Source organism: Bacillus sp. RC252 (assembly GCF_044909215.1).
In the GTDB taxonomy this organism is placed as follows: domain Bacteria; phylum Bacillota; class Bacilli; order Bacillales; family Bacillaceae_G; genus Bacillus_A; species Bacillus_A mycoides.
Map to the genome: position 1 here is coordinate 125,800 of NZ_JBIYDV010000002.1, position 25,008 is coordinate 150,807.

The 25,008-nt window shown below is 34.5% G+C and carries 20 protein-coding genes and 1 pseudogene; 5 read left to right on the top strand and 16 right to left on the bottom strand.

Features of this window, described 5'->3' with window-relative positions; all coding sequences use genetic code 11:
- Nucleotides 1–25: 25 nt before the first annotated feature.
- Both dhbA and ABH960_RS03620 read right to left on the bottom strand, forming a co-directional pair.
- Nucleotides 26–811: a 2,3-dihydro-2,3-dihydroxybenzoate dehydrogenase gene (gene dhbA / locus ABH960_RS03615; protein ID WP_404442855.1), complete on the bottom strand. Its 786-nt coding sequence runs from the start codon at nucleotides 809–811 to the stop codon at nucleotides 26–28.
- 629 nt (nucleotides 812–1,440) lie between these two features.
- Complete coding sequence (locus ABH960_RS03620; RefSeq protein ID WP_113937825.1) at nucleotides 1,441–2,643, bottom strand: L-lactate MFS transporter; 1,203 nt, start codon at nucleotides 2,641–2,643, stop codon at nucleotides 1,441–1,443.
- A gap of 694 nt (nucleotides 2,644–3,337) precedes the next feature.
- On the opposite strand from ABH960_RS03620, the gene ABH960_RS03625 reads away from it, so the two are divergent.
- Nucleotides 3,338–3,523: a YkvS family protein gene (locus ABH960_RS03625; protein ID WP_002012762.1), complete on the top strand. Its 186-nt coding sequence runs from the start codon at nucleotides 3,338–3,340 to the stop codon at nucleotides 3,521–3,523.
- A 58-nt stretch (nucleotides 3,524–3,581) separates the two neighbouring features.
- On the opposite strand, the gene ABH960_RS03630 is transcribed toward ABH960_RS03625, so the two are convergent.
- Nucleotides 3,582–3,881 (bottom strand): ArsR/SmtB family transcription factor, encoded by a 300-nt coding sequence (locus ABH960_RS03630; RefSeq protein ID WP_097832019.1) that lies wholly within the window; start codon nucleotides 3,879–3,881, stop codon nucleotides 3,582–3,584.
- A 335-nt stretch (nucleotides 3,882–4,216) separates the two neighbouring features.
- Here ABH960_RS03630 and ABH960_RS03635 point away from each other — a divergent pair, with 335 nt between their 5' ends.
- Complete coding sequence (locus ABH960_RS03635) at nucleotides 4,217–4,390, top strand: hypothetical protein (protein ID WP_001142748.1); 174 nt, start codon at nucleotides 4,217–4,219, stop codon at nucleotides 4,388–4,390.
- A gap of 123 nt (nucleotides 4,391–4,513) precedes the next feature.
- On the opposite strand, the gene ABH960_RS03640 is transcribed toward ABH960_RS03635, so the two are convergent.
- The 4 genes from ABH960_RS03640 to ABH960_RS03655 form a co-directional block, all read right to left on the bottom strand.
- Nucleotides 4,514–7,603 (bottom strand): AAA family ATPase, encoded by a 3,090-nt coding sequence (locus tag ABH960_RS03640; RefSeq protein ID WP_404442861.1) that lies wholly within the window; start codon nucleotides 7,601–7,603, stop codon nucleotides 4,514–4,516.
- Nucleotides 7,600–8,757: an exonuclease SbcCD subunit D gene (locus ABH960_RS03645; RefSeq protein ID WP_002012752.1), complete on the bottom strand. Its 1,158-nt coding sequence runs from the start codon at nucleotides 8,755–8,757 to the stop codon at nucleotides 7,600–7,602. Before ABH960_RS03645 ends, ABH960_RS03640 begins: the two co-directional genes overlap by 4 nt.
- A 15-nt stretch (nucleotides 8,758–8,772) precedes the next feature.
- Nucleotides 8,773–9,012, bottom strand: a complete 240-nt coding sequence (locus ABH960_RS03650) for a DUF2584 family protein (protein ID WP_002085739.1) — start codon at nucleotides 9,010–9,012, stop codon at nucleotides 8,773–8,775.
- A 184-nt stretch (nucleotides 9,013–9,196) separates the two neighbouring features.
- Nucleotides 9,197–9,454, bottom strand: a complete 258-nt coding sequence (locus ABH960_RS03655; RefSeq protein ID WP_002012747.1) for a hypothetical protein — start codon at nucleotides 9,452–9,454, stop codon at nucleotides 9,197–9,199.
- A 350-nt stretch (nucleotides 9,455–9,804) separates the two neighbouring features.
- Between ABH960_RS03655 and ABH960_RS03660 the strand changes: the two genes are divergently transcribed.
- Both ABH960_RS03660 and ABH960_RS03665 read left to right on the top strand, forming a co-directional pair.
- Nucleotides 9,805–10,857 (top strand): enoyl-CoA hydratase/isomerase family protein, encoded by a 1,053-nt coding sequence (locus ABH960_RS03660; protein ID WP_404442865.1) that lies wholly within the window; start codon nucleotides 9,805–9,807, stop codon nucleotides 10,855–10,857.
- A 159-nt stretch (nucleotides 10,858–11,016) separates the two neighbouring features.
- Nucleotides 11,017–11,649, top strand: a complete 633-nt coding sequence (locus tag ABH960_RS03665) for a LysE family translocator (protein WP_404443325.1) — start codon at nucleotides 11,017–11,019, stop codon at nucleotides 11,647–11,649.
- A 106-nt stretch (nucleotides 11,650–11,755) separates the two neighbouring features.
- Here the strand turns inward: ABH960_RS03665 and ABH960_RS03670 are convergent, their stop codons facing one another.
- The 8 genes and pseudogenes from ABH960_RS03670 to ABH960_RS03705 form a co-directional block, all read right to left on the bottom strand.
- Nucleotides 11,756–13,216 (bottom strand): CoA-acylating methylmalonate-semialdehyde dehydrogenase, encoded by a 1,461-nt coding sequence (locus tag ABH960_RS03670; protein ID WP_404442868.1) that lies wholly within the window; start codon nucleotides 13,214–13,216, stop codon nucleotides 11,756–11,758.
- Nucleotides 13,217–13,255: 39 nt separating this feature from the next.
- Nucleotides 13,256–14,146: an NAD(P)-dependent oxidoreductase gene (locus ABH960_RS03675; protein ID WP_002031851.1), complete on the bottom strand. Its 891-nt coding sequence runs from the start codon at nucleotides 14,144–14,146 to the stop codon at nucleotides 13,256–13,258.
- A 16-nt stretch (nucleotides 14,147–14,162) separates the two neighbouring features.
- Entirely contained in the window at nucleotides 14,163–15,872 is a 1,710-nt protein-coding gene (locus tag ABH960_RS03680) for an acyl-CoA dehydrogenase family protein (RefSeq protein WP_043313537.1), read from the bottom strand.
- A gap of 155 nt (nucleotides 15,873–16,027) precedes the next feature.
- Nucleotides 16,028–16,936, bottom strand: a complete 909-nt coding sequence (gene prpB / locus ABH960_RS03685; protein ID WP_404442873.1) for a methylisocitrate lyase — start codon at nucleotides 16,934–16,936, stop codon at nucleotides 16,028–16,030.
- A gap of 18 nt (nucleotides 16,937–16,954) precedes the next feature.
- The gene (gene prpD / locus ABH960_RS03690) at nucleotides 16,955–18,391 is read right to left on the bottom strand and encodes a 2-methylcitrate dehydratase (protein ID WP_404442876.1); all 1,437 of its coding nucleotides are present in this window, start codon (nucleotides 18,389–18,391) and stop codon (nucleotides 16,955–16,957) included.
- Nucleotides 18,392–18,489: 98 nt separating this feature from the next.
- Complete coding sequence (gene mmgD, locus ABH960_RS03695; protein ID WP_002127276.1) at nucleotides 18,490–19,611, bottom strand: citrate synthase; 1,122 nt, start codon at nucleotides 19,609–19,611, stop codon at nucleotides 18,490–18,492.
- A gap of 415 nt (nucleotides 19,612–20,026) precedes the next feature.
- A pseudogene (locus tag ABH960_RS03700) lies at nucleotides 20,027–20,298 on the bottom strand (HesB/YadR/YfhF family protein).
- 15 nt (nucleotides 20,299–20,313) lie between these two features.
- Nucleotides 20,314–21,459 carry an MFS transporter gene (locus tag ABH960_RS03705; RefSeq protein ID WP_404442881.1) on the bottom strand — a complete coding sequence of 382 codons (1,146 nt, stop codon included), beginning with the start codon at nucleotides 21,457–21,459 and terminating at the stop codon, nucleotides 20,314–20,316.
- Between the two features lie 238 nt (nucleotides 21,460–21,697).
- Between ABH960_RS03705 and ABH960_RS03710 the strand changes: the two genes are divergently transcribed.
- Nucleotides 21,698–21,976: a hypothetical protein gene (locus tag ABH960_RS03710; protein ID WP_404442884.1), complete on the top strand. Its 279-nt coding sequence runs from the start codon at nucleotides 21,698–21,700 to the stop codon at nucleotides 21,974–21,976.
- An 82-nt stretch (nucleotides 21,977–22,058) separates the two neighbouring features.
- Here ABH960_RS03710 and ABH960_RS03715 read toward each other — a convergent pair whose 3' ends face one another.
- Nucleotides 22,059–24,578: a PBP1A family penicillin-binding protein gene (locus tag ABH960_RS03715; RefSeq protein WP_404442887.1), complete on the bottom strand. Its 2,520-nt coding sequence runs from the start codon at nucleotides 24,576–24,578 to the stop codon at nucleotides 22,059–22,061.
- Between the last annotated feature and the right edge of the window lie 430 nt (nucleotides 24,579–25,008).

Here is a 25,008-nt window from a genome sequence, read left to right on the forward strand (position 1 = left end):
GTATAATAACCTCCTGAATTTTTTATTAAGCTCCTAATGTAGCTCCGCCATCGACACATAAATTGTGCATTGTAATATGACTTGCTTTATCAGAAGCTAAAAACAATACTGCTTCAGCAATTTCTGAAGGTTGTGCAATTTTTTGTAACGGAATACCGAGTCTATATGTATTTTGAGAACCAGCAATTATATTTTCAGCTCCATTCTCATCAGCCCATAGTAATCTTTGCATTTCAGTTTCAGTAGAACCAGGAGAAACTAAGTTGCAGCGAATATTATATGCTGCAAGCTCTAATCCTAAACACTTCATAAACATTGTCGTTGCGGCTTTTGATGCAGCGTACGCAGCCATTTCCATTCTCGGAGTATTTGCCGCATTTGAACCAACTGTAACAATTGCCCCTGACTTTCTTTGCATCATATGTTTACTTACTGCTCGAGACATATAGAAAACTCCTGTAGAATTTACAGAGAAGATTTTATTCCAATCTTCATCACTTAAAGAGTGAATTGGTCCCATACGTAATACCCCTGCAACATTTATTAATATATCTATTGGTGCTATATCATTTTCAATACCGTTTACCATATCTTCAACAGCGGTACTATCACTCACATCTAAATGAAATGTTTTCATACGTGTTTTATTTAATTCATTTTCATTTAAGAGTACGTTTAACCCCTCTTCATTTTGATCAACCGCAATAACTGTAGCTCCTCTTTCTAAAAACATTTTTGCAACAACACTGCCTATACCTTGAGCTGCACCTGTTACTAAAACCGTTTTTCCATCAAATTCCCCTAAGTTCATTTCCTCTATCCTTTCATTTGAAAATTAATCTAATTAAACAAATAGCTATAATGATAACGATTATCAATATCAATGTAAAAAATAATACACTTACTAAACTAATTGGTCAAGTGTACTTTTCATCAAAATATTATTAATTGATAATGTTTTTCATTTAATATTCTTACATCGAAATGATAATCTTTCTCAATAAACTTGTCAACCTATTTTTATTTTTCAGATAAAATATTTTAGTACTTCTCAATACAATTACATCTAAAAGCATTAATAAGTACTTACATTAAAAAATTTAATTCGTACTCCTCTTTTTAAAATTGAAGAAGATAAACTGTAGATACCTTCATTTACAAAGCCTTACCAAAAACTCAAGTATATATTTTCTCAACATTTTTCTGAAAATATCAAGAAAGTATATCTTGCAATTACCGACGCATGTCGTGTTTATAATTTAAGATTTAATAAGTATTTCGAATATAATATATCAATTTATGATATTCCAATATAATCCAAACGGATACTTTACTCATTTTTTTGCCTCTAGAAAATTCCACATGTTGTAATTCATAAAAAAGCACCCTATTAAATAGGGTGCTTTTTAGTAAACATAGTGTTAAAGAAGATTTATATACTTACGCTACACTGCGATACTCTTCTTCTTTTTCTTTTTTCTGCTTAGGCACTTGGATTAAAAGTGCGATAATAAATGATACGACACATAATACGCCGATCACCATGAAAGTTGGTTTGAATCCACCTAGAACTGCACCGATAAAGGAACCAGCGAGCGCTCCAAATCCAAATCCTTGATACACAATTCCGTAGTTTTTACTATGGTTTTTCATACCGTAGAAATCACCAACGATAGCTGGGAAAATAGTGATATTTCCACCAAAGCAAAACGCTACACTTGCTACACATACGAAGTAGATACCATAATTTAAATCTACGAAACTTAAAACCAAGACTGAAGCTGCCATAGCAACAAATGTACCAGTAACGATTTTTAAACGGCCGATTTTATCTGATAACGGTCCTAAAATAATACGACCTAATGTATTGAAGATTGCAACCATAGCCACCGCATTAGCTGCTGTCGCTGCGCTAAGCCCTACAAGTTGAACACCAATGTCTTTTACCATACCAATTAAGTATAAGCCACTCATACATGATGTAAATAACATAATAAATAATAAGTATACTTGTTTTGTGCCTAACATTTCTTTCGTTGTATATTCCTGAGTTTTTGTTTCATGAACTGCTCCTTGATCTGCAGCTTGATGGATTAAACAAGCGCCAAGGACAATCATAGCTGTAACAATTAACCCCCAGTATATAAACGCTTGTGATACACCAACTGATTCAATTAACTGTGCGTTAATATATTTAAAAATTAAGCTACCCGAACCATATGCAGAGACAGAAATACCAGCAATTAAACCTTTACGCTTTGGAAACCACTTTATTAAATTGGATAATGAAGTGATATATGCTGTACCATCTGCATAACCTACAACAACCCCTGCTAGTACATAAAGCAATATTAATGAGGAAGCTTGTGAACTAAGTATTAATCCTAGTCCTAATGCTAGTCCAGCTATCATAATAAGTTTTCGAAGTCCCCACTTTTCTTGCAATTTACTCGCAAATAAAGTTGAAAACGCTAAGGAAAGACTAGTAATTGAGAAAGTTATAGCAACAGCGTTTAGACTCCAACCATATTTACTAACTAAAGGCTGATTGAATAAACTCCATGTATATATCGTCCCAAGTCCCATTTGTACTATGACTGTGCCAAGGACAACAAGCCATGGATTAACATTTGATTTTTTCATATCATTCCGCCTCCTCTTTCTATTTCAATGCTATTCGCTAAATATGCTTTTTTTATTTTTATTTTCGCCACCTCATTCGACTTAACAACTTCATTGTATAGGATGTTTTCGCTCATGTAAGCACTTACAAGACGGAGCGTCAAAAATATGGAATCAGTTACAGAAAACGAAGGGTGAAATACAAAAAACTACTTGTTAAATACGTAGTAGTTTTTATAATGTTTTACATCAATACGACTTATGTGTGTGTTCATATCCTCTTTTATACAAAGTTATGCGCCCTGTTACACCATGGCTGGACTTCAAAATTTTGATTATCCTATACAAACAAAAAAACACCATATTCTTTTTAACTCTCCAGCTTTATAACATGTTGCGTCTATATTTCTTAATACAAATCATTTAATAGTCTTGTAATCTGGCTTCTCGTTACAATGCTTGTAATCAAAAATCCCACCACTTCCACTTCCGTATATCTTGTTTTTCTAACGGAACATACAAAATTACAACGTTTTTTTACAATTTTCTACATAAAAACAGAAAATATATAATTCATTTACATAATGTTGCACTTTAATTTTTATTAAACAACAAATATTTTATTGATAAATAAAACTAAACATTCACTAATATATCTATACGTGGTTTAATATATATAATAAACAAACATTTCTGACTTTTATAAGGAGGTACTATGAAAGCAAACGTAGGCGATACTATACTATTTCAACGAAATAACTTAAAGATCACAGCATCTGTACTAAAACTATACACTGAATCGGTCTTAGTTGAAGTTACAGATGTAAGCGGTGGTACTTTTGAATTTGACCGAACAATTGTAAATCATAAAAACTATAAAATTTTAAATGCAAATAAATAAAACAATACAAAATAGCCCCTGCTTAACAGCGGAGGCTATTTTGTATAATAACAATTCATTAATTTATATATCCTAAAACACTAACAATCTTGCTTGCTTTTAAATTATTAATATAATAATAAATTTCTAACCCTCTTCTCTCAGCTCTTAGCACTTTACCTTTCATTTTTGATAAATGCTGCGAAACAGTCGATTGAGGAATATTTAATATTTCTGTTAATTGTGTTACATTACAAGTTTTGCGTGCACTTAATTCATTTACAATTTGTAATCGTATTGGATGTGCCATTATTTTTAAAATATCCACATCTTCTTCAGTTACTAAACTTTTTTTTATCTCGCTCGTATATGTTGTCATAAGACATTCCCCTTTTATTTGAATTCCTTTTTATTAAAATCTGCTTCTAAATAAAATATTATCTCTAATATACAATTAAGACCCTTATATAGAAATAATAGGATTTTGATTATTTAAAAACAGCAATACTATACAATTTCATCTATTTGGTACATATACATAATACAATTTCAATTTGTGCTCTATGTGAAGTTAGCATAAATTTATAATGAAGATTTTTCAAACAATTCACATCTAACTATATACTTCCTCATAATACTATCCAGTGATTTTAACATATTTTAGGCATTTGTATATACTATCTACAAAAGAAATGTTGTTTAGGGGGAATTCAAATGCCAACAATGTTACAAGAAGAAGTTGAAGAAGCGCGCGAAACATATGTCAGTCGTATCATATTGGTCGGCGGATCAGCTTTATTTCTAGTAGGTGGTGTTATATCAGCAATTTCGGCCTTTAAAACGTATAATCGCTTAGAAAATACACCGCCTTCTACAGATAACTCGTAGGTGAATTATGTAGTTTTGAATAAAAAACAAATGCCATCTCTATAATGAGGCGGCATTTGTTTTTTCGTAAGTTCTATACTAGAAAATTGCAAACAATACTTTGAGCATGAATTATAATTGAACTTACTTCACCACAAATCTCGTCTGACTACACCCATCCTTCTGCTTCGTTACTTCTAATACAGCTGGCATTGCGTTTTTCAGTTCTTGAACGTGTGAAATTACACCGATAAATCGGCCTGATTTTTGTAAGTCAATTAAGGCGTCGACTGCTTTCGTTAATGACTCTTCATCTAATGAGCCGAATCCTTCATCGATAAACATCGTTTCGATGGAAATACCACCCTCATACGCTTGAATTACATCTGCCATTCCAAGCGCTAAGCAAAGTGATGCGTTAAATTTTTCACCGCCAGATAATGTTTTTACATCTCGGGTTTGACCTGTATATGCATCATATACATCTAATCCTAATCCACTTTGTCGATTCCTCTTTTCAACTCGTTCGCTTCGTTTTAAATAAAATTGTCCATTTGATAATTTACGTAGTCGTTCGTTCGCAATTTGAACAATTTGTTCTAAATACTCAATTAAGATGTAACGTTCAAAGGATATACGACTATCGTTATCCCCTTTCATTACTTCATATAAATCAACAAGTTCTTGGAATGCTTTTTCTTCCTCATGAATTTGTTCATCAATTCGTTTAATATTTTCATGTAAATCCGTAATATATGATACGGCATTTTGAGCACGTTGTCGTTTTTCTTTAATAATATCAAGGTTAATTTCCAATTCTTTCACTTGCTCATCTAATGAAGAAATGTCCATATACTCTTTATCTTTTAAGTCTGCTTTTAATTCTTCAATTTGTTTTGTAAGTACTTCTAGAGATGAGTAATAACTTTGAATTTCTTGTTGTAACTTATCCATCTCAGCATCATTTAATTTGGATTCTTTATATGTTAATTGATCTGTAAATCCGCTTTGTTCTAGCTCTTTCATAAAGCGTGTGAACGTCTCTTCTTTCTTCTCTTTTGCACTATTAAATTGATTAGAAGCATTATCATGTTCTGCTTGAATACGTATATTTTCATTTTTCCAATGTTGATACGCCTCTTGTACTTTCTCCCATTCATCTTCCATTAACCTAAGTTCTTGCAGAGCTTGGTCAAACTGTACTTTCCAAGCTTGTACCGTTTGCAAGCTTTCCGGAATATTTTGCTTATCATGTTCATATGACGTACGAAGCTGCATACACTCCATTTCAGTACGGTGCTGCACAGTTTCTACTTCACGCTTTTGTTTCTGGAGTTCTTCTACTTTTTCTTCTACGCTTTTTATATTCACAGCAATTTGCTTACGCGTTTCTTCACTTGCTTTTAACGCATTAACTTCTGCTGCTAATTGCTTTCCTTTTTGAACGAGCGCACTATATGTTTCTACTAATTCTTCTGAGCGATAGCCTCGCTTTAGCACTTCTTCTATCACTTGTTCATATTGAACTCGATAGAAATTCCACTTTTCTTCTAATTGAACATGTAATTTTTCCGCAATATTTTTCTTTTCTCTTAGCTCATTTAACTCTTTTTCATCAATTGCATTACTTTGCTCTGTAGCTTTTTTCGGGTGGTCCATACTACCACATACAGGACAAGATTCACCATTATGTAAATGAAGAGCTAATATACTAGCTTGTTCACTTAACCAGCGGCGTTCCATATTTTCATATGTACTAACTGCCTGTTGCATCTTATGAAACGCACTTTCTTTTTCTAGCTCGTATTTTTGTTTTTCTTGCCATACATCATATGCCTGCTTTAATACTTTTGCATCTTCTCGCATATTCGTTAGTTCTTCTACTTTAGCTACATATTGTTCAAGCGCTGCTTCTAATTGCTGTAATTCGCCAGACATTCTTTGTTTTTCATTTTTATGCGCTTCTAGTTGTTCATCTAACTTTTGCATACCTTCTTTTAATTTTCCTATTTGAATTTCAGCATTTTGCAAATTTAACTTTTTCTCAGCTAATGATGCAATAATTGGCTGTAACTCTTCTAGTCTTTGAACTTGTTTTTTAGCATTTTCTCGCTCGGATGCCTTATTCTTTAATGCTTCATATTTCTCCTGAGCAAGTGCAAAACTGTTCATTATATGCTCTTTTTTTGCGATTATCTGTTTTAACAAACTTTCAGACTGCTGTTCATATTGCATCGCTTCCTCATACCATTGCTCAAATGGTAATAATCGCTTCGCCTGTTCCGCATGTTTAAAAGATTTTTCTTTCATTTCGATTAAGGCACGGTTTTCTTGTAAAATACTGTACTTCTCATTCTTTTGTTCTAAATCTTTGAATTTCTCATTTACAGCTTTTGCTGCATGAAAACGTGCCTCTGCTTCTTTTAATTGTTTCGTTTTGTCATTTTGTTCTAAGTGTAATTGCTCAACCTCTGCATTGTACCAAACTGTTTCTTGTTCTAATGCCTCTACTACTTGATGTGTATTCACATGCTCTTGCTCCACTAATGTCTCTAATAATGCCCCATCACGTATTGGTAATTTAAATACATTACGGAAATATAGCTCACGTTCTTTTTGTTTTTCTTGTAAGACGTCTTTCCATTGTTTACGTTTTTGATCTAATATCTCACGCATTAATTTATAACGATCTGTTTTAAAAATGCGGCGTAGTATTTCTTCTTTATTTTCCGTTTCAGATGTTAATAATTTTCGGAACTCTCCTTGCGGTAACATGACAATTTGGCTAAATTGATGTTTACTTAATCCAATTAAATCTTCAACTTTTTTATTTACATCCGTTACATGAAAACGATCGACACATGGAACTTTTTCCTCATCAATTACTTCATATAATTCGACTGCATGTCCTGTAATTGTTTTATTTCCTTGTTTTTTATGGCCCAGTTGTCGATTAATTTCATAACTTTTTCCTTTTAATTGAAAAGTTAATTCCACACTTGTATAAACATCATCATCAGCAAATTGGCTACGAAGCATGTTTGTATCACTGCGCTCTTCTCCACTAGCCTCTCCATATAATACATAACAAATCGCATCAAAAATCGTTGTCTTTCCAGCTCCTGTATTTCCAGAAATAGCAAAAATACGATGCTCACCAAGATCTTTAAAATCGATTACTTCTTTCTGTTTATATGGACCAAACGCGGTCATTATAAGCTGAATCGGTCTCATCCTCGCTCACCTTCCCGTTCTTGCACTGTTTGCAAAACATCTAAAAATAGACGTTCTTTCTCTTCTGATAAATCTAGCCCTTTCATTTCTTTATAAAATGCTTTTAAAAGAGATAAATCATCCGTTTTATGTCTTGAAACAGTTACTTCATTTTCATCTGTGAACTCTCGTCTTTGAATAGATCTTTCAACATGCATTGCATTTGGGTATACAGAACGTATTTTTTCCATTGGCTGCAAGACAGGATTTTCATCTAATAATTTCACAAACACATAATCTTCACTCACTGGATGAAGCAATAAATCGTCTATTTTCGCTTCTACTGTACGCATTTTACGACGTGGTGTAAGTAAACGTTTTTCAATTGTTGTTTCACCTTTTTCATCCAGTTCCACAATATAATATCCTTTTTTATGCTTTTCTTCAGAAATAGAATATGCAAGTGGTGAACCTGAATAACGAATTGTCTCATTACGTACAAAATGCGCTTGATGTAAATGGCCAAGCGCCGTGTAATGAAACTTATCAAAATAATGGCTATTTACATATTCAGCACCACCAATTGAAAGTGGTCGTTCCGCATCACTCGTATTTTCCTCTGCCTCTCCTGAAGAAGTTACAAATGCATGTCCTACAAATATGTGTCTCGCTTCTTTATCCATCGTTTCAGAGAGTTCGTTCATAAAAATACGCATCGCATCATCATGAGAACGAACATCTTCATTTTTCAATATATGTCTAACAATACTTGGATCTGCATACGGAACGAGATGGAAATGAACCTCTCCGTATTCATCATTTAAAACAACAGGATTGTATGGAAACTGGAATTGTCCAACAATATGTAATCCTTGTTTTTTCATTAAATTACTACCAAAATGTATGCGGTCCGGACTATCGTGGTTTCCTGCAACTGCGATTATTGGTGTTTGTAAATCAATAACTATCTTTTGTAATACATCATTTAATAAGTCTACTGCTTCTGTAGGTGGAATTGCTCGGTCATATAAATCTCCTGCAATAATTACAGCATCCGGTTTTTCCTCTTCAACAGCTTGTACAAACTGATCTAACACAATTTTTTGATCTTCAGTCATATATACACCATGAACAAGCTTACCTAAATGCCAATCCGCTGTATGAAAAAACTTCATATTACCCTTCTCCTTTTAGTTTACTGATTGTAGTGAAACAAGCTGATAGTTTAGTGTAGTTTTTCCGTTCTCCCATTCTAACTTTTGGACAATTGCACTACCGATTCTTTCTTCGTTTGATTTATATAAAGGCAATATTTCTTGAATAGTAAATAGATGATAACCATCTAAAATTAATTGAAATAAATTATCTTCTATATGTAATCTTACTTCTTTTTCATTTGAAATAATTTTTGTATGCATCTCAAATTTCATGCTAGATACAACCCCTTTTTTCTAATCTCTACATTTTAATAGTATAGTGGTCATGCAAGATTGACAAGTAAATACACCGCGATGTACATACTTTTTTAATTATAAATATTTTATGTTTTTTTATATGAAATACGGTATGTGAAATTATTAATCTACAAAAATAAAAATGCCCTTTTAGGCATCCTTATTTTTGTAAGTACTCTTTCATAACGTAGTACAATACAGTTATTAAGACAATCGCTACAAAAAACGCAAATACGGCCACAACATACCCATCTTTATTTAATAAAAAGCATATGGAAATAGATATTATAAAAATCGGAAACACGAGACGTACCTTAGCCTTCACTTCTTCTGTCGTATCTGTATGATGAAAATACTGTGTAATTCCTACCATAAGAGATGACAAAATAATAACCGACAATAGTAAAGGTCCTGGCATTCCGATCTCTCCTTTCTCTATTTCTAATTATATACAAACCCCGCGCTCTTTAAAAGTTAGATAATTCAGCCTTTTAACTTTTTCTACATCCACTCTTTAATTTACGCCACGTATAATAACTCAATATAAGTTATACATATAATAGCGCCTTCAACACGACATTTTCAAATAATAGCACTTACAGTAATGTTGTAATATTCCTCTTCATTCTCTGAAATCCTGCAAATATAACTCGTCAAAATATGCGATAAATACTAACACTAAGCACCTAATTTAGACAAAAATTATAGAGGACATTTCAGCATGTATCAAGAAATAAGAATAGAAAGATAAGTAAGGGAGGATTTATAATGACTGAACACGTTTTATTTTCTGTTAGCGAAAACGGCGTTGCATCTATTACTTTAAACCGTCCAAAAGCACTTAATTCTTTATCCTATGACATGTTACAACCAATTGGGAAAAAACTTAAAGAGTGGGAGCAAGATGAGCGTATTGAACTCATCGTTTTAAAAGGAGCTGGGACGAAAGGTTTTTGTGCAGGTGGTGATATTAAAACGCTATACGAAGCACGTTCTAACGAAGTTGCATTACAACATGCAGAGCAGTTTTTTGAAGAAGAATATGAAATTGATACATTTATTTATCAATACAAAAAACCAATTATCGCTTGTTTAGATGGAATTGTAATGGGCGGTGGTGTCGGTCTGACAAATGGAGCGACGTATCGAATTGTAACAGAGCGTACGAAGTGGGCAATGCCTGAAATGAACATCGGTTTCTTCCCTGATGTCGGTGCTGCTTATTTCTTAAATAAAGCGCCTGGATATACTGGTCGATATGTTGCTTTAACGGCATCTATTTTAAAAGCTCCTGATGTATTATATATTAACGCTGCTGATTACTTTATGACATCAGATTCATTACCCAATTTCCTTACCGCACTTGAAAATGTAAATTGGAAAAAAGAAGATGTACATACTCATTTAAAAGAAGTTATTCGTACATTTGCAACTGCTCCAAACTTAAATGGCAATCTTTCTTCTTCAGTAGAAGAAATTAATTCGCATTTTGCATTCGATACAATTGAGGGAATCATTCAATCGTTAGAGAAAGATCAAAGTCCATTTGCCCAAACAACGAAAGAAAAGCTATTATCCAAATCCCCTGTTTCATTAAAGGTAACATTAAAACAGTTTATTGATGGCCAAGAAAAGTCAGTTGAAGAATGTTTCGCGACAGATCTTATACTCGCTAAAAACTTCATGCGACATGAAGATTTCTTTGAAGGAGTACGCTCCGTTGTAGTTGATAAAGACCAAAATCCAAATTATAAATATAAACAATTAAGTGATGTTTCAGAAGAAGATGTAAATCGATTCTTTAACTTACTTAACGCTTAAACAAAGAGGCCATATATTGTAGCACACTCTCAGCTACTCTATATGGCCTCTTCTTTTTAGTTAAATAATTTTAAATATAATTTAATTTTATTTAACTAAAATGTATGTTAAACTGACGTTAATCGAATTTTCTAAAAACAACAAAGGAAGGCGGATAACATTATGGAAAATTTTTTTCTGTTTATTATTATGTCTATATGTCTTATTATTCTACCCGGTCCTGATACAGCAATGGCTACGAAAAACACATTGATTGCCGGCAAAATCGGCGGCGTAAAAACTGTTTTTGGTACTTGTGTTGCGCTTTTAATTCACACTTTAGCTGCTGTAATTGGTCTTTCAGCACTTATTGTAAAGTCTGCTCTTTTATTTTCTATTTTTAAATATGTTGGTGCTGTATATTTAGTCTATATTGGTATTAAAGCCCTTTTAGCAGTAAGAAACACAGAAGACTTAAATACAGATGACATTCCAATAAATAATGATAATAAACATACTTCTTGCTTTCGCCAAGGGTTTCTTACAAATTTACTAAACCCTAAGGTTGCAGTCTTCTTTTTAACTTTTTTACCACAGTTTTTAAATCCAAATCATAATACATTTATACAACTTCTCGTTATGGGACTTACTTATCTCATTTTAACAGTCATTTGGTTTGCTTTTTATATATTTTTAATTGATAAAATTAGTGCTTTTATGAAAAAACCAAAGACACAGCGTTATATTCAAGGGATTACAGGAATCGTCTTAATTGGGTTTGGTATTAAATTAGCCTTTGAAAGAAATAGTTAACACAATACAAACGAAAATACACTACTTCATTATGAGTAGTGTATTTTCGTTTGTATTATTTTGATAATGAGTGGGAATGCACCCCACTCATTATCATTTCACTTTATTAAAACCAGCGCTCAGTTACAACTTTTTTACGTGTATAAAATTGAACGCCATCCGTACCATTTGTACCAAGATCTCCAAAGAATGAAGCTTTGTTTCCTGCAAATGCGAAGAATGCCATTGGTGCTGGAACATTAACGTTTACACCAATCATACCAGCATCAATATTGTCTCGGAATGTTTGTGCATGTTTTCCATTTGATGTATAAATAACAGCACCATTCGCAAATTTCGATTGATTTGTCAGCTTAATACCTTCTTCTAAATCTTTTACTCTTACAATACTTAATACCGGAGCGAAAATTTCATCTTGCCAAATTTTCATTTCTTGATTTACACCATCAAAGATTGTTGCACCAACAAAGTAACCTTCTCCAACTTCTTCATTGATTTTACGGCCATCTACTAGTAAAGTTGCTCCATCTGCTACACCACTATTAATATAGCCTAAAACACGTTCTTTATGAGATTCACGGATTAATGGTCCAACATAATTATCTTCGTTGAAACCGTCACCTACTTTTAACTTCTTCGTTTCCGCTACTAATACATCAATGAATTCATCAGCAATTTCATCAACTACTGCTACTACTGAACATGCCATGCAGCGCTCTCCACTACTTGCAAACGCAGACCCAATTACACCTTGTACTGTTTTCTCAAGGTTGCAATCTGGCATTACAATCGCATGGTTTTTCGCACCTGCTAACGCTTGTACACGTTTACCATTTTTTGTACCAGTTTCATATACGTAGCGTGCCACTGGCTCAGAGCCAACAAACGAAACTGCTTGAATATCTTTATTTTCTAAAATACTATTTACAACATCTTTTCCGCCTTGTACTAAATTTAATACCCCTTTTGGAAAACCAGCTTCATAGAATAACTCTACAAGTCGCTCAGCTAAAAGTGGCGTTCTTTCAGATGTTTTTAATACAAATGTATTACCGCAAGCAATTGCAAGTGGGAACATCCATAATGGAATCATCATCGGGAAGTTAAACGGTGTAATACCAGCAACAACTCCGATTGGGTAGCGCCAAATCGATCCATCAATTCCACTAGCAATATTCGGAAGAGCTTGTCCCATCATTAAATTTGGTGCTGATGTTGCAAGTTCTACCGCTTCAATACCACGCTGTACTTCACCAGTTGCATCCGTTAGCGTTTTACCGTTTTCTAGCGTAATGATTTTTGCAAGCTCTTCTTTATTTTCTTGTAACAGTTGTAGATATTTGTATAGTTGTCTTGAACGATTTGAAACTGGCACTTTAGACCATGTTTTGTATGCCGCTTTTGCCGCTTCAACAGCTTTTTCAACATCTTCTTTTGGAGAAAGTGGAACGTAAGCGATGATTTTTCCAGTTGCCGGATTCGGAACCGCTTCTACTTCCGTACCAGTAGATTCTACCCATTCGCCATTAATATGATTTTTCACTCGTTTAATTTCAGTTGTAATCATTATATTCTCTCCTTTTTTATCATGGTTTTTATAAGTGCACTATTTTTGATTAGAAATTAATTGTTCGCTAACTTTCTTATATAAAGCAGCCATATCGTTTTCACCATATCCTGCCTCACTCGCTTCTTCATATACGTTTAATAGCATCTCACTTACTGGTAAGTGGAGTTCACTTTCTTTAGCTAAATCTACTGCAAATCCTAAATCTTTCTTTAATAAATTTACAGTAAAGCCTGGCTCATAATTTTCTGATGCAATGAAACTTTTATAATTACGCTCATAAATTCTACTTTGACCGTAACTTACATTTAAAATATCAAACATTTTATCTAAATCCATATTGTTCTTTTTCGCTAATGTTAAAGCTTCACTCACACCAGCTGTATAAAAACCAATTAATAGATTGTTAATTAATTTAACAGTTGTACCACTATCAATCTGCTCACTAACATGGAAAACATTCGCTCCAAGCACTTCCATGACAGATTCAGTTTTCTCATATACTTCTTTCGATCCACCAACCATAAACGTTAATGTACGGTTTTCTGCACCAATTACCCCACCGCTAACAGGTGCTGCTAAAAAGTCTACTTTCTTTTCCTTCGCCGATTCCTCTAATTGTTTGTTTAATTGTGGAGATACTGTACTTGTATCAATTAAAGCTACATTCGAGTGGCTATTTTCAAATAATCCTTCTTCCCCAAAATATACCGCTTCCACAGCACGCGGTGAAGGCAAACTTGTAAAAATCACATCGCATGTCTCTGCTAGTTTTGAGATTGATAGGCCGATAATTCCTCCTTCTTTTTCAAAGGAAGCTTCCGCCTCTTTATTCAAGTCCACTCCATATACTGTGTAGCTAGATTTAACTAAATTTTTAGACATTGGAAGACCCATGTTACCTAAACCGATAAAACCAATCTTTTTCATATCGCTTTCCTCCTATTTACACAATATATTTCCCGCGATTTATAATAACTTTCGCAATATCTCTCTTTTTCGTAAATAAGTTTGAGTATAAAGGCACTAATAATTGACGGATTTCAGCTAATATTTCTTGTCTATTTTGTTCTTCTGTGACAGCTGCTGAAAGAATGGAAATCGCGGATTCTTCTACTTTACGATATCCTTCTTCACAAATAACATCTGTTATCATTTGTTTCGTACGCTCTTTTTCCTCACCATTTTTACTAACTGCTTTCCTCGTACGTAAAAATGCTGATTCCATGACGTACACGTCCGTCAACATATTTGATAATACGCGTGAATATTCTTGCTCTTGCTCAATTTTTATTCCTGGAGTTTTAGAGAGCGTTTTCAAAGATTGTTTCAACAATTTTTTCGCTAATAAAATGTAACGATGGTTTCTTTCTACATTTGCTACATCAATTTCTACTTCAGCATCTTCTATTTTCTCGATTTGCTTCATTAACATTTTTGCAACTGTTAATCTATTAATTTCATTCGTTCCTTCAAAAATACGACTAATTCTAGCATCACGATATAATCGTTCTACTTCGTATTCTTGCATATAACCGTAACCACCATGAATTTGTACAGCTTCATCTACGATATAGGCAAGCGTTTCAGAAGCGTTTACTTTATTCAGTGCACATTCAATTGCAAATTGGGACATTTTTTTCATAAGATCTTCATCACTCTCATGAATTGCTTCATCAATTACACCCGCTGTACGGTAAGCTGCACTTTCTGCTCCATATGTAGAAATAATCATATTGGCAATTTTCTCTTGAATCATCGTAAAATCTACTAATTCTGTTTGGAACTGTTTTCGCTCTTTTCCATATTGAACTGATAAACCGATTGCTTGTTTTGCTGTTCCAATATTTCCAAAAGCAAGTTTTAGTCTAGCGAAGTTAAGGATATTAAGAGCTACGTGATGCCCTTTCCCAACTTCCCCTAAAATATTTTCAGCGGGGATGACAACATCTTCTAAAATAAGCGTCGCTGTTGAAGAACCTTTAATCCCCATCTTCTTTTCTTCTAATCCTATTGATACACCTTCACATGTTCTTTCGACAATAAACGCTGTCATTCCTTTATTTGTCTTCGCAAAAACAACGTATACATCTGCCATATGAGCATTTGTAATCCACTGCTTCTCACCATTCAACTTCCAAGCAGTACCCTCTTCATTCAATACTGCACTCGTTTTTGCACTTAATGCATCAGAACCAGCATTTGGCTCAGTTAAAGCATAAGCCCCAATCCATTCTCCCGATGCGATTTTCGGTAAATATTTTTCTTTCTGTTCTTTCGTTCCATAATATATGTAAGGCAATGTACCTACACCGGCATGTATATTAAAAGAAACGCTAAATGCACCAGCGTAACCCATTTTCTCTGCTACAAGACCTGAGACAGCCTTTCCTAACTCGAATCCGCCATAATCTTCTGGTACCTCAATGCCTAATAATCCAAGTTCCCCAGCTTTCTCAAATAATTGACGAGAAACTTTATAGTTATGTTGTTCAATATTCTCAATTTGCGGGACAATTTCTTGTTTAACGAATTGTTCTGTCGTTTTTGCAATTAAATCTTCATCCCCTGAAAAATCTTCTGGTGTAAAGAAAGTATTATTCACATCTTTATTGAGTGAAAAAAATTCATCCCATGGTAACTTCGTTTTCTCCATCTGAATCCCCCTATCATTTCGGCCTTCGTTGCTCTTTGCATATGCTCGTCTACGATGAGTGGAATATCTTATTATTGAAAACAGAAGGCGATGATTTTTCACATCAAGCAGTTCGTTTTGCCAAAGATGTATTTTCATCGCCTAAATCCTTCTACCTATTGATCTTCAGATAATACTGTTTTTGCAATTCCAGTATCTAACTCTTCAAAGTCATGATATGAAATTGTTTCATATAATTCACTTCTCGTTTGCATATTAGAAAGTGCATCTTTTTGAGAACCTGTTTCCTTAATTAGCGTAAACACATTCTCATATGCTTTTGCAGCAACACGAAGTGAAGTTACAGGATAAATTACCATTTGGAAGCCCATATTCGCAAATTCCTCTGCACTATAATATGGTGTTTTTCCGAACTCAGTCATATTTGCTAGTAAAGGTGCATTCACTTTGCTAGTAAATAAACGGAATTCTTCTTCCGATTGAAGCGCTTCTGGGAATATTGCATCTGCCCCTGCTTTTACATATGCATTCGCTCTTTCAATCGCTGCATCTAATCCTTCCACGCCGCGAGCATCTGTGCGTGCTACAATATATAAACTTGGCGCAACTTCTTTAATCGCTTTAATTTTTTGAACTAATTCTTCTGTAGTAACAAGTTTCTTACCATTTAAATGTCCACATTTCTTTGGTAATTGTTGATCTTCAATTTGAACAGCCGCTACTTTCGCTTCTATCATTTCTACAGCTGTTCTCGCTACGTTTAGTACTCCACCAAATCCTGTATCAATATCAACAAGAACTGGTAAATCTGTAGCTCTAACTAGATCTCTTGCTCTTTCAGCTACTTCAGTAGATGTCACGATTCCTAAATCTGGTAGACCTTTACTTGCAGTGTAAGCAGCTCCCGATAAATATAGAGCTGAAAAACCTGTATTTTTCGCAACAAGAGCCGCCATTGCATCATGAGCACCTGGAATTTGCAAAATTTCATTTGCTTCTACTAAAGCTCGGAAGCGATTCGCAAGCTCCTCTTGTGTTGACTGTTTATTCACAACCCAAGCCATTATAAATTCCCCCTATTATTAAATTAAGAATAGATCTACAAATTCGTTTACATTCATATTTTCTAGTTTTCCTTCATTTAGACAAGCATCATGGATTTTTTCTTGTTGCTTACTAGAATAATGACCTGCCATATTTGCAGTGAATTTTCGAACAACTTTTGGAATTGCTTCGTCTCTACGGAAACGGTGGCCAAGTGGGTATTCACATTCCACATTTTCTGTTACAGTACCATCTTTAAAATGAACTTGAACAGCGTTGGCGATTGAGCGCTTGTTCGGATCAAGGTAATCTAAACTGTACTGTTTGTTTTCAACAACAACCATCTTATTACGTAATTCATCTACACGTGGATCATTCGCTACTACATCCTCATAATCATCCGCAACGATATCTCCTTTTAATAAACCTATTGCCGTAATGTATTGTAAGCAATGATCGCGATCAGCTGGGTTATTTAATGGACCTTCTTTATCGATAATACGAATTGCTGACTCATGAGTTGTAATTGTAATACGATCAATTTCATCTAATCTTTCTTTAAGTTCCGGATGTAATTTCACTGCACATTCTGCAGCTGTTTGTGCATGGAATTCTGCTGGGAATGACACTTTGAATAATACATTTTCCATTACATAAGATTCTAGCGGTCTTGCTAATTTTAATTCTTGCTTGTTAAATAACACATCTTGGAATCCCCATCCTGGTGCAGATAATGCCGTTGGGTAACCCATTTCACCTTTTAGAGCAGTCATTGCAAGATGAACACCGCGGCTCGTCGCATCACCTGCTGCCCATGATTTACGTGAACCTGTATTTGGAGCATGACGATATGTACGAAGACTAGAATTATCAATCCAAGCATGTGATAGTGCATTAAAGATTTCTTCACGCGTTCCGCCAAGCATTTTCGCAACTACTGCAGTTGTTGCTACTTTTACGTATAATACATGGTCAAGACCAACACGGTTTAAGCTGTTTTCTAAAGCAAGTACACCTTGAATTTCATGTGCTTTAATCATCATTTCTAGTACTTCACGTACTTTTAATGGTTCTTTTCCTTCTGAAATACGAACGCGGCTAATATAATCTGCAACTGCTAAAATTCCGCCTAAGTTATCAGATGGATGTCCCCACTCTGCTGCAAGCCAAGTATCGTTATAGTCTAACCAACGGATCATACATCCGATATTAAATGCGCCTTTTACTGGATCTAGCACATAAGATGTTCCTGGTACACGTGTACCATTTGGCACGATTGTTCCTGGTACAACTGGTCCTAATAATTTCGTACACTCTGGGTATTGTAGTGCTAAAATTCCACATCCAAGTGTATCAAGTAATACGTAGCGAGCCGTACTGAATGCCTCTGCACTTGTAACCTCTTTATTTAATACATAGTCCGTAATTTCTTCTAATAATGCATCTTTTTGTTTAATTTCATTTGTTTTAATCATGCTATTCTTCCCTTTCTGTCGAAAATTCGTTATTATTAATGATGGGTGTCGGTCAAACACCCATCTGGCGGGCGGCGCTAACAACTCCCCAGTTGTTTTTATTTACTAAATGCATGTCGCTCGCCAATATAATTTACACGTGGACGGAACAAGCGATTGTTCGCATGTTGCTCAATTACGTGTGCACATAGCCCTACTGTTCTAGAACTAAAGAAGATTGGTGTGTAAAGTTGAATTGGAATACCAAGCATCCAATATACTGGAGCAGCATAATAATCAAGATTCGGATAAATTCCTTTTTCCTTCTCCATAATTTTTTCTCCAGCTTCACACATTTCATATAGTGTATAATCGCCTTTCACATCACATAACTGCTTTAATGCTTCCTTCATCATAAGTGCTCTTGGATCCATCTTTTTCATATAAACACGGTGTCCAAAGCCCATAATTTTTTCTTTGTTATATAGTTTCTTCTGTAATAACTCTTCAAATTTCTCAACATTACCAGCTTCTAAAAGCATGTACATAACCGCTTCATTCGCACCGCCATGAAGACTTCCTTTTAAGGATGCAACTGCTCCTGTTAAAGCGCCGTATAAGTCGGATTGCGTTGATGCAATAACGCGTGCTGTAAATGTAGAGTTTGGCATTTCATGTTCACTATATAAAACAAGGGAACGATCAAAGATTTTCTCTTCAAGTTCAGTTGGTTTCTTTCCAGTTAACATATAGAAGAAATTCGCACTATATGACAATTCTTGAAGAGGCTCAATTGGTTCCTCATTATTTAAAATATGGTAGCTATTCGCTACAATATTTGGCACTTTACTTAAAAGCTTGTATCCTCGACTTTTATTCACTTCTAACGAGCGGTTTTCGATATCACTATCGTAACCAGCTAATGCAGACACGCCTGTACGTAGCCCATCCATAGGATGCGTTTCCTTAGGCAATGCCTTTAGAACATTGAATACACCTTCTGGCACTGCATATTCTTCTTTTAATTTCTTTTCAATTGTTGCTTTCTCATCCTCATTCGGTAAACGTTCTTCTAATAAAAGGTGCACAATGTCTAAATACTCTTTTGTTTTTGAGAGTTCGATTAAATCATACCCTTGAATTACAATTTCACCTTTTACTGTGTCAAGAAACGAAATTTTCGTTTCCGCTGCTACTACACCATCTAATCCCGGGGAAAATTTTTCTTCAGCTTTCATCATTATTTCCTCCAATCCTAATAGATCTTCGTGCACATAACTGTAAGCCTTTACAATAATATGAAACTACATTTCTATTTCAATGTATCAGAGTTTTTAGAAGATTTCAATTTATTTTACAATGATAAGTTTCCTATACTTTTACCGATGTAATAATACAATTTTTCAAAAATAACTTTCATCTTTTATAAAGAAAGGACAGACATCCTTTTACAATTTTTTAAAACGAAATATAACAATTATCCATATAATCCCACTAAATATACCTTTAATCCCTTTTTCTTCAACAAACATAAAAAACCGAGCTGCACTCATGCACAGCTCGGTTTTTTATAATATTTATTTCATATTCCCATAAATATAATTCTTATATAAAATTTATTTATTTTTAATAAAATTATTATTTTACATAATTAAATTAAATTTCTTCCGTTTCTTTACGATAGCTTACAACTAATTCATAGTTTTGAAAGTACGAAAGATCCTCAAAATCTATAAAAATAAACTACCGTCTTTCTCAACTGGCACTATTTCCCGAACTGGTTTCTCAGAAACAATCCCTAAAGAATATCCGGGCTGAATTGAGCTATTTCCTCCGTACCTTACAATACATCAAATAGATTCATCATGCTTTATACGCAATTCTTCCTTAAAGCATCGTCGAGCATCATGTTCAATTGAAATTTTCATCTTCGCTCTTCCTGTTTACGCAAAATCTTTTTTTCCTAATCGTTGTTTTACAAAAATGACAAATATAATTAAAGCTATTAATCCTGAAATTGCACTACCTGCGAATAAAATACGGTAACCAAACATTTGTGAAACAACTCCAAGTAAAATCGCACCTAATCCAATCCCTAAATCAAATGCAGTAAAGAATGAAGCGTTAGCAATTCCTCTTTTACTAGGATCAACAATTGTCAGCATCGCTGCTTGTAAAGCGGGCTGTGCTGAACCAAATCCAACACCATATAATGCCGCCGCAATCATTACACCTATCAAACCATTTGAAATCGTTAGTACAACTATCGCTAAAATAGTAATACATAATGTTGGCAGTATGATAAAAACTTCTCCATACTTATCTAATAGTTTTCCTGAAATAGGTCGTACAATTGTTAAAGCAATTGCATATACAAGAAAGAATGTCCCAGGATTCACATCAATTGATGACGCGAATAACGGTAAAAATGTTGTTATTCCTCCATATGCAAATGATAAAAAGAAAACAACAACCGTTATTGATAAAACGGATTTTTCAAACAGCTGAATTTTCCCTTTTTCTTTTTGTGGCGTGAATGGCATTTTCGTTATTAACGATAATACGACTGCCATAAAGGATAAAAGAGTTGCTAACAAGAATAGACCATGAAATGAATAATTTTGTACAACCCATAATCCAATCATCGGGCCAATTGCCATCGCGATTGTCATCGCCATGCCATACCAGCCCATCCCTTCACCACGACGTGAATCTGGAATAATATCAGTTATCGCTGTTCCAACTGCTGTTGTAGAAACAGCCCACGTCACTCCGTGAATAACGCGTAAAACAGCTAAAAGGACAATAGTTGATGCTAAATTATACGAATACATCGTTATTCCAAAAAAGATGAGTCCGAAAATAATAAAAGATCTTCTACCATATTGATCTAACATACCTCCAATAATCGGTCGTATTACAACTGCGGCTATCGTAAACATTCCCATCATCAGCCCAACTTGTGATTCATTTCCACCAATCTCTTTAATAAAGAGCGGGAGCGTTGGAACAAGTAAATAAAACCCTGTAAATAAAAATAACATCGCGATAGTCATTTGAATAAATGATTTCGTCCATAATCGTTCCATTAAAATACCTCCATAAACACGTAAAATATTACGATTAACACATCCATTATATATGTTTCATATTCCTTTCCCCTCCGCTAATAGGCGTATCTTTTCGTAATAAATGGTCCACCATCAATTCACATTGGTCTTACGACTTTGTACGTATGTTTTAACCGAAAATCCTATCTGTCTGTACCTTTATAAGCATTAAAAGAATATACTACTTTATCATTGAAACTTAGGAGTGATCGTTTTCATGTGGGTATCACCAAGAATAACCGCCGTTGTCCCAGCAGCTCCCTCAATACATGTTCCTACCGTTCATACAGCTAGTTCTGATGTTGGTATCGAACTTCCTGCCGCTTGGCAACAATATCAATCGACTGACCAAGTCACCCCTTCATTTTGGCATCATGGTACACACCCGAGTAGTACTACTTTTTATGGCCCTAGTTATCCAATACCGCCAACTCAAATTTTTTATCATTTCCCATCAATTTACTTTCAAAATTTCTATGGTACTTTTAATATTTAAAAATAATATTACTCTTTATAATACAAAAAGCACCAAAGAAACCGTTTTTCCCGGTACCTTTGGTGCTTTTAAAATGCATTATTTATTGTCCATTATTGGAAGGAGCCTCTCCTGTGTTCCCACCAGTAGTTGGTGGGGTTGGAGTTTCTTGGCCACCTCCAGTGGTTGGTGGATTTGGAGTTCCTTGGCCATTTCCATTGGTTGGTGGATTTGGAGTTCCTTGGCCACCTCCAGTGGTTGGCGGATTTGGAGTTCCTTGACCACCTCCATTGGTTGGTGGATTTGGAGTTCCTTGACCACCTCCAGTGGCTGGTGGATTTGGAGTTCCTTGGCCACCTCCATTAGTTGGTGGATTTGGAGTTCCTTGACCATTTCCATTGTTTTGTTCATTTTGCTTATTTAATTCATCTTGTTTCTTTTGCTCTTCTTGCTTCTTAAGCTCTTCTTGCTTCTTAAGTTCATCTTGTTTCTTTTGCTCTTCTTGTTTCTTAAGTTCTTCCTGTTTCTTTAATTCCTCTTGATTTTTCTCTTCTTCAGTTTTTTGCTGTTGATCCTGTTTTGGTTGTTCCGTTGTATCCGGTACGCTAGTATTTGGAGATGAATCACGTTTTTCACCTTTTATACGCAATTCACTACCTTCTTGAATAACACTACTTGGCATTTTAAAGCGTGATTTATCTGTAGCCATCTCGCTCATCATTTCTTTAAAGATTAACTGTGCAATTTTCGTATTTTTACTACTAATATACTCGTCTTTACCATCTTTCGTATATCCAGTCCATACTGCCATCGTATATTGCGGTGTATATCCTGCAAACCAACTATCACGAGTTGCACTTTCTGGAATGTTATATTTCGCTAATTGTTTTGAATCATAGTTTGTTGTACCTGTTTTACCTGCTACATCAAAAGAACCTATATTTGCCGCTGTACCAGTACCTGATGTAACTACAGAACGAAGCATATCAGTAATCATATATGCTGTAGAGTCCGCCATAACTTGTTTTGGTTTTTGTCCAAAACTTTGTGACTTGCCGTCTGGATAAACTACTTTCTTAACAAAATGCGGCTTCGTATACTTACCATCATTACCAAATGCCGCATAAGCACCAGCTATTTCAGTTGGCGATACTTCATTTGTACCAATAGCTGTAGATTCATCCGGCGTTTTCTTTAATGTAACACCTAACTTCTCGGAGAAGTCTTTTGATTTACTACTTCCGACTTCTTTTGCAGTTTTAATTGCCGGAACATTTCGCGACATTTTTAATGCTTCACGCATTGTAATTGGGCCTAAATGACTTCTGTCTGCATTTCGCACTTCTTGTCCAGTTGAATACTTAAATGGAGAGTCATCAATTTGATGATAAGTAGACCATTTTAAGTATTCAATAGCAGGACCGTAATCAAAGATTGGCTTCATTGTCGAACCAGCTGCACGATCTAATTCAATCGCCATATTATGTCCTTTAAATACTGCTTTATTTTCACCGCGCCCACTACCTATAGCGCGAACTTCTCCAGTTTTCGTATCCATAAATGTGAAAGCACCTTGGAATTTATCATTTGGATAATTAATAATATTTGTATTCAAAATATTATCAGCTAATTTCTGTGCTTTCGGGTCTAATGTTGTATAGATTTCTAAACCATCAGATCCAATATTAACATCTGGTATTTCCTTTTCTACTTCTTTCACTACTGCATCCATAAATGCAGTATATGGCATCGCTTGTAGTTCAGCTGCACTCTTAATATTTTTATCCACTGGTACTTTCGATGCTTCTTCCATTTCTGCCTTTGTAATATAACCATGTCTATTCATTAAGTTTAGTACAGTATTTCTTCTTTCTGTTGCCCTTTGAACATTTTCTTTTTTCGTTGGGTCATAGTTATTCGGTGCTTTTGGTAAGCCAGCTAGCATCGCAACTTCTGGTAATGTTAAATCTTTCAATTCTTTACCGTAGTAGTTTTGTGCTGCTGTTGCGATTCCATATGAACGATTACCTAAATTAATTTTATTTAAATACATCTCTAAAATTTCATGTTTTGAATACTGTTGTTCTAACTTATACGCTAAATATATTTCCTGAACTTTACGTTTTGATGTTTTTTCCATCGATAAGAAGTAGTTTTTAATAACTTGCTGCGTTATCGTACTTCCACCTTGTGAACCGTAATCTCCCTTAAGACTAACTAAAACTGCACGAGCAGTACCTTTAAAATCTACTCCGCTATGCTCATAAAAACGCGAATCTTCTGTTGCTAAAAATGCATTTTCTACTAATTTTGGGATTTGATCATACGTAACATTCGTCCGCTTTTCTTTCCCATATTCATATACCAAATTCCCGTCTTTATCATAAATTTTTGAGGATAACGGATTAACAAGTTTTGCTTTCTCAAGTTTTGGTGCATCCTTAATCATTACGAAAAAGGTAGCAACCCCTGCCACTAAACCTACAATACCAAGTAGTAAACAACTGATTAAAAATTTACGAAAAAACGATGTTTTACCTTTTGGTTTTGTTTTTTTAGAAGCTGGCTGTTTTTTCTTTTGAACTTGTCGTCGCTCCTCTCGAGAACGATAATTTTCTGACATGTTACTTTCTCCTGCCTTTCAATTCTCCCGTTGATTTACTTGAAAATATTGAGGTCACTTTCCCAAATACATTTAATCAAGAAAGTATATTGACCTGGAGCATTCAATATTTTCCCAATTCACAGATTATACATTTTAGAATACTTCTTATACAAACTATTTTCACTTCTATTTTTTCTAATAATACTGCCCCTTAAAGCATAGAATGTAAGAAGTGGATTTTTAATACCTCGTATAAATAATATACTTTTTTTTCAAATGGTCAATATTTTCTTATTTATAAATCAAAGGTGAAATAAAAATAGCACAACGATATGTACTTCGTGTGAACTTCCTTATAATTACGTATAACAAAAATTTAATATATTGCATATAAGTATAATACCCCTTTAATTATTAGGATTTCAACACGACAATCCCCTTCTCTACA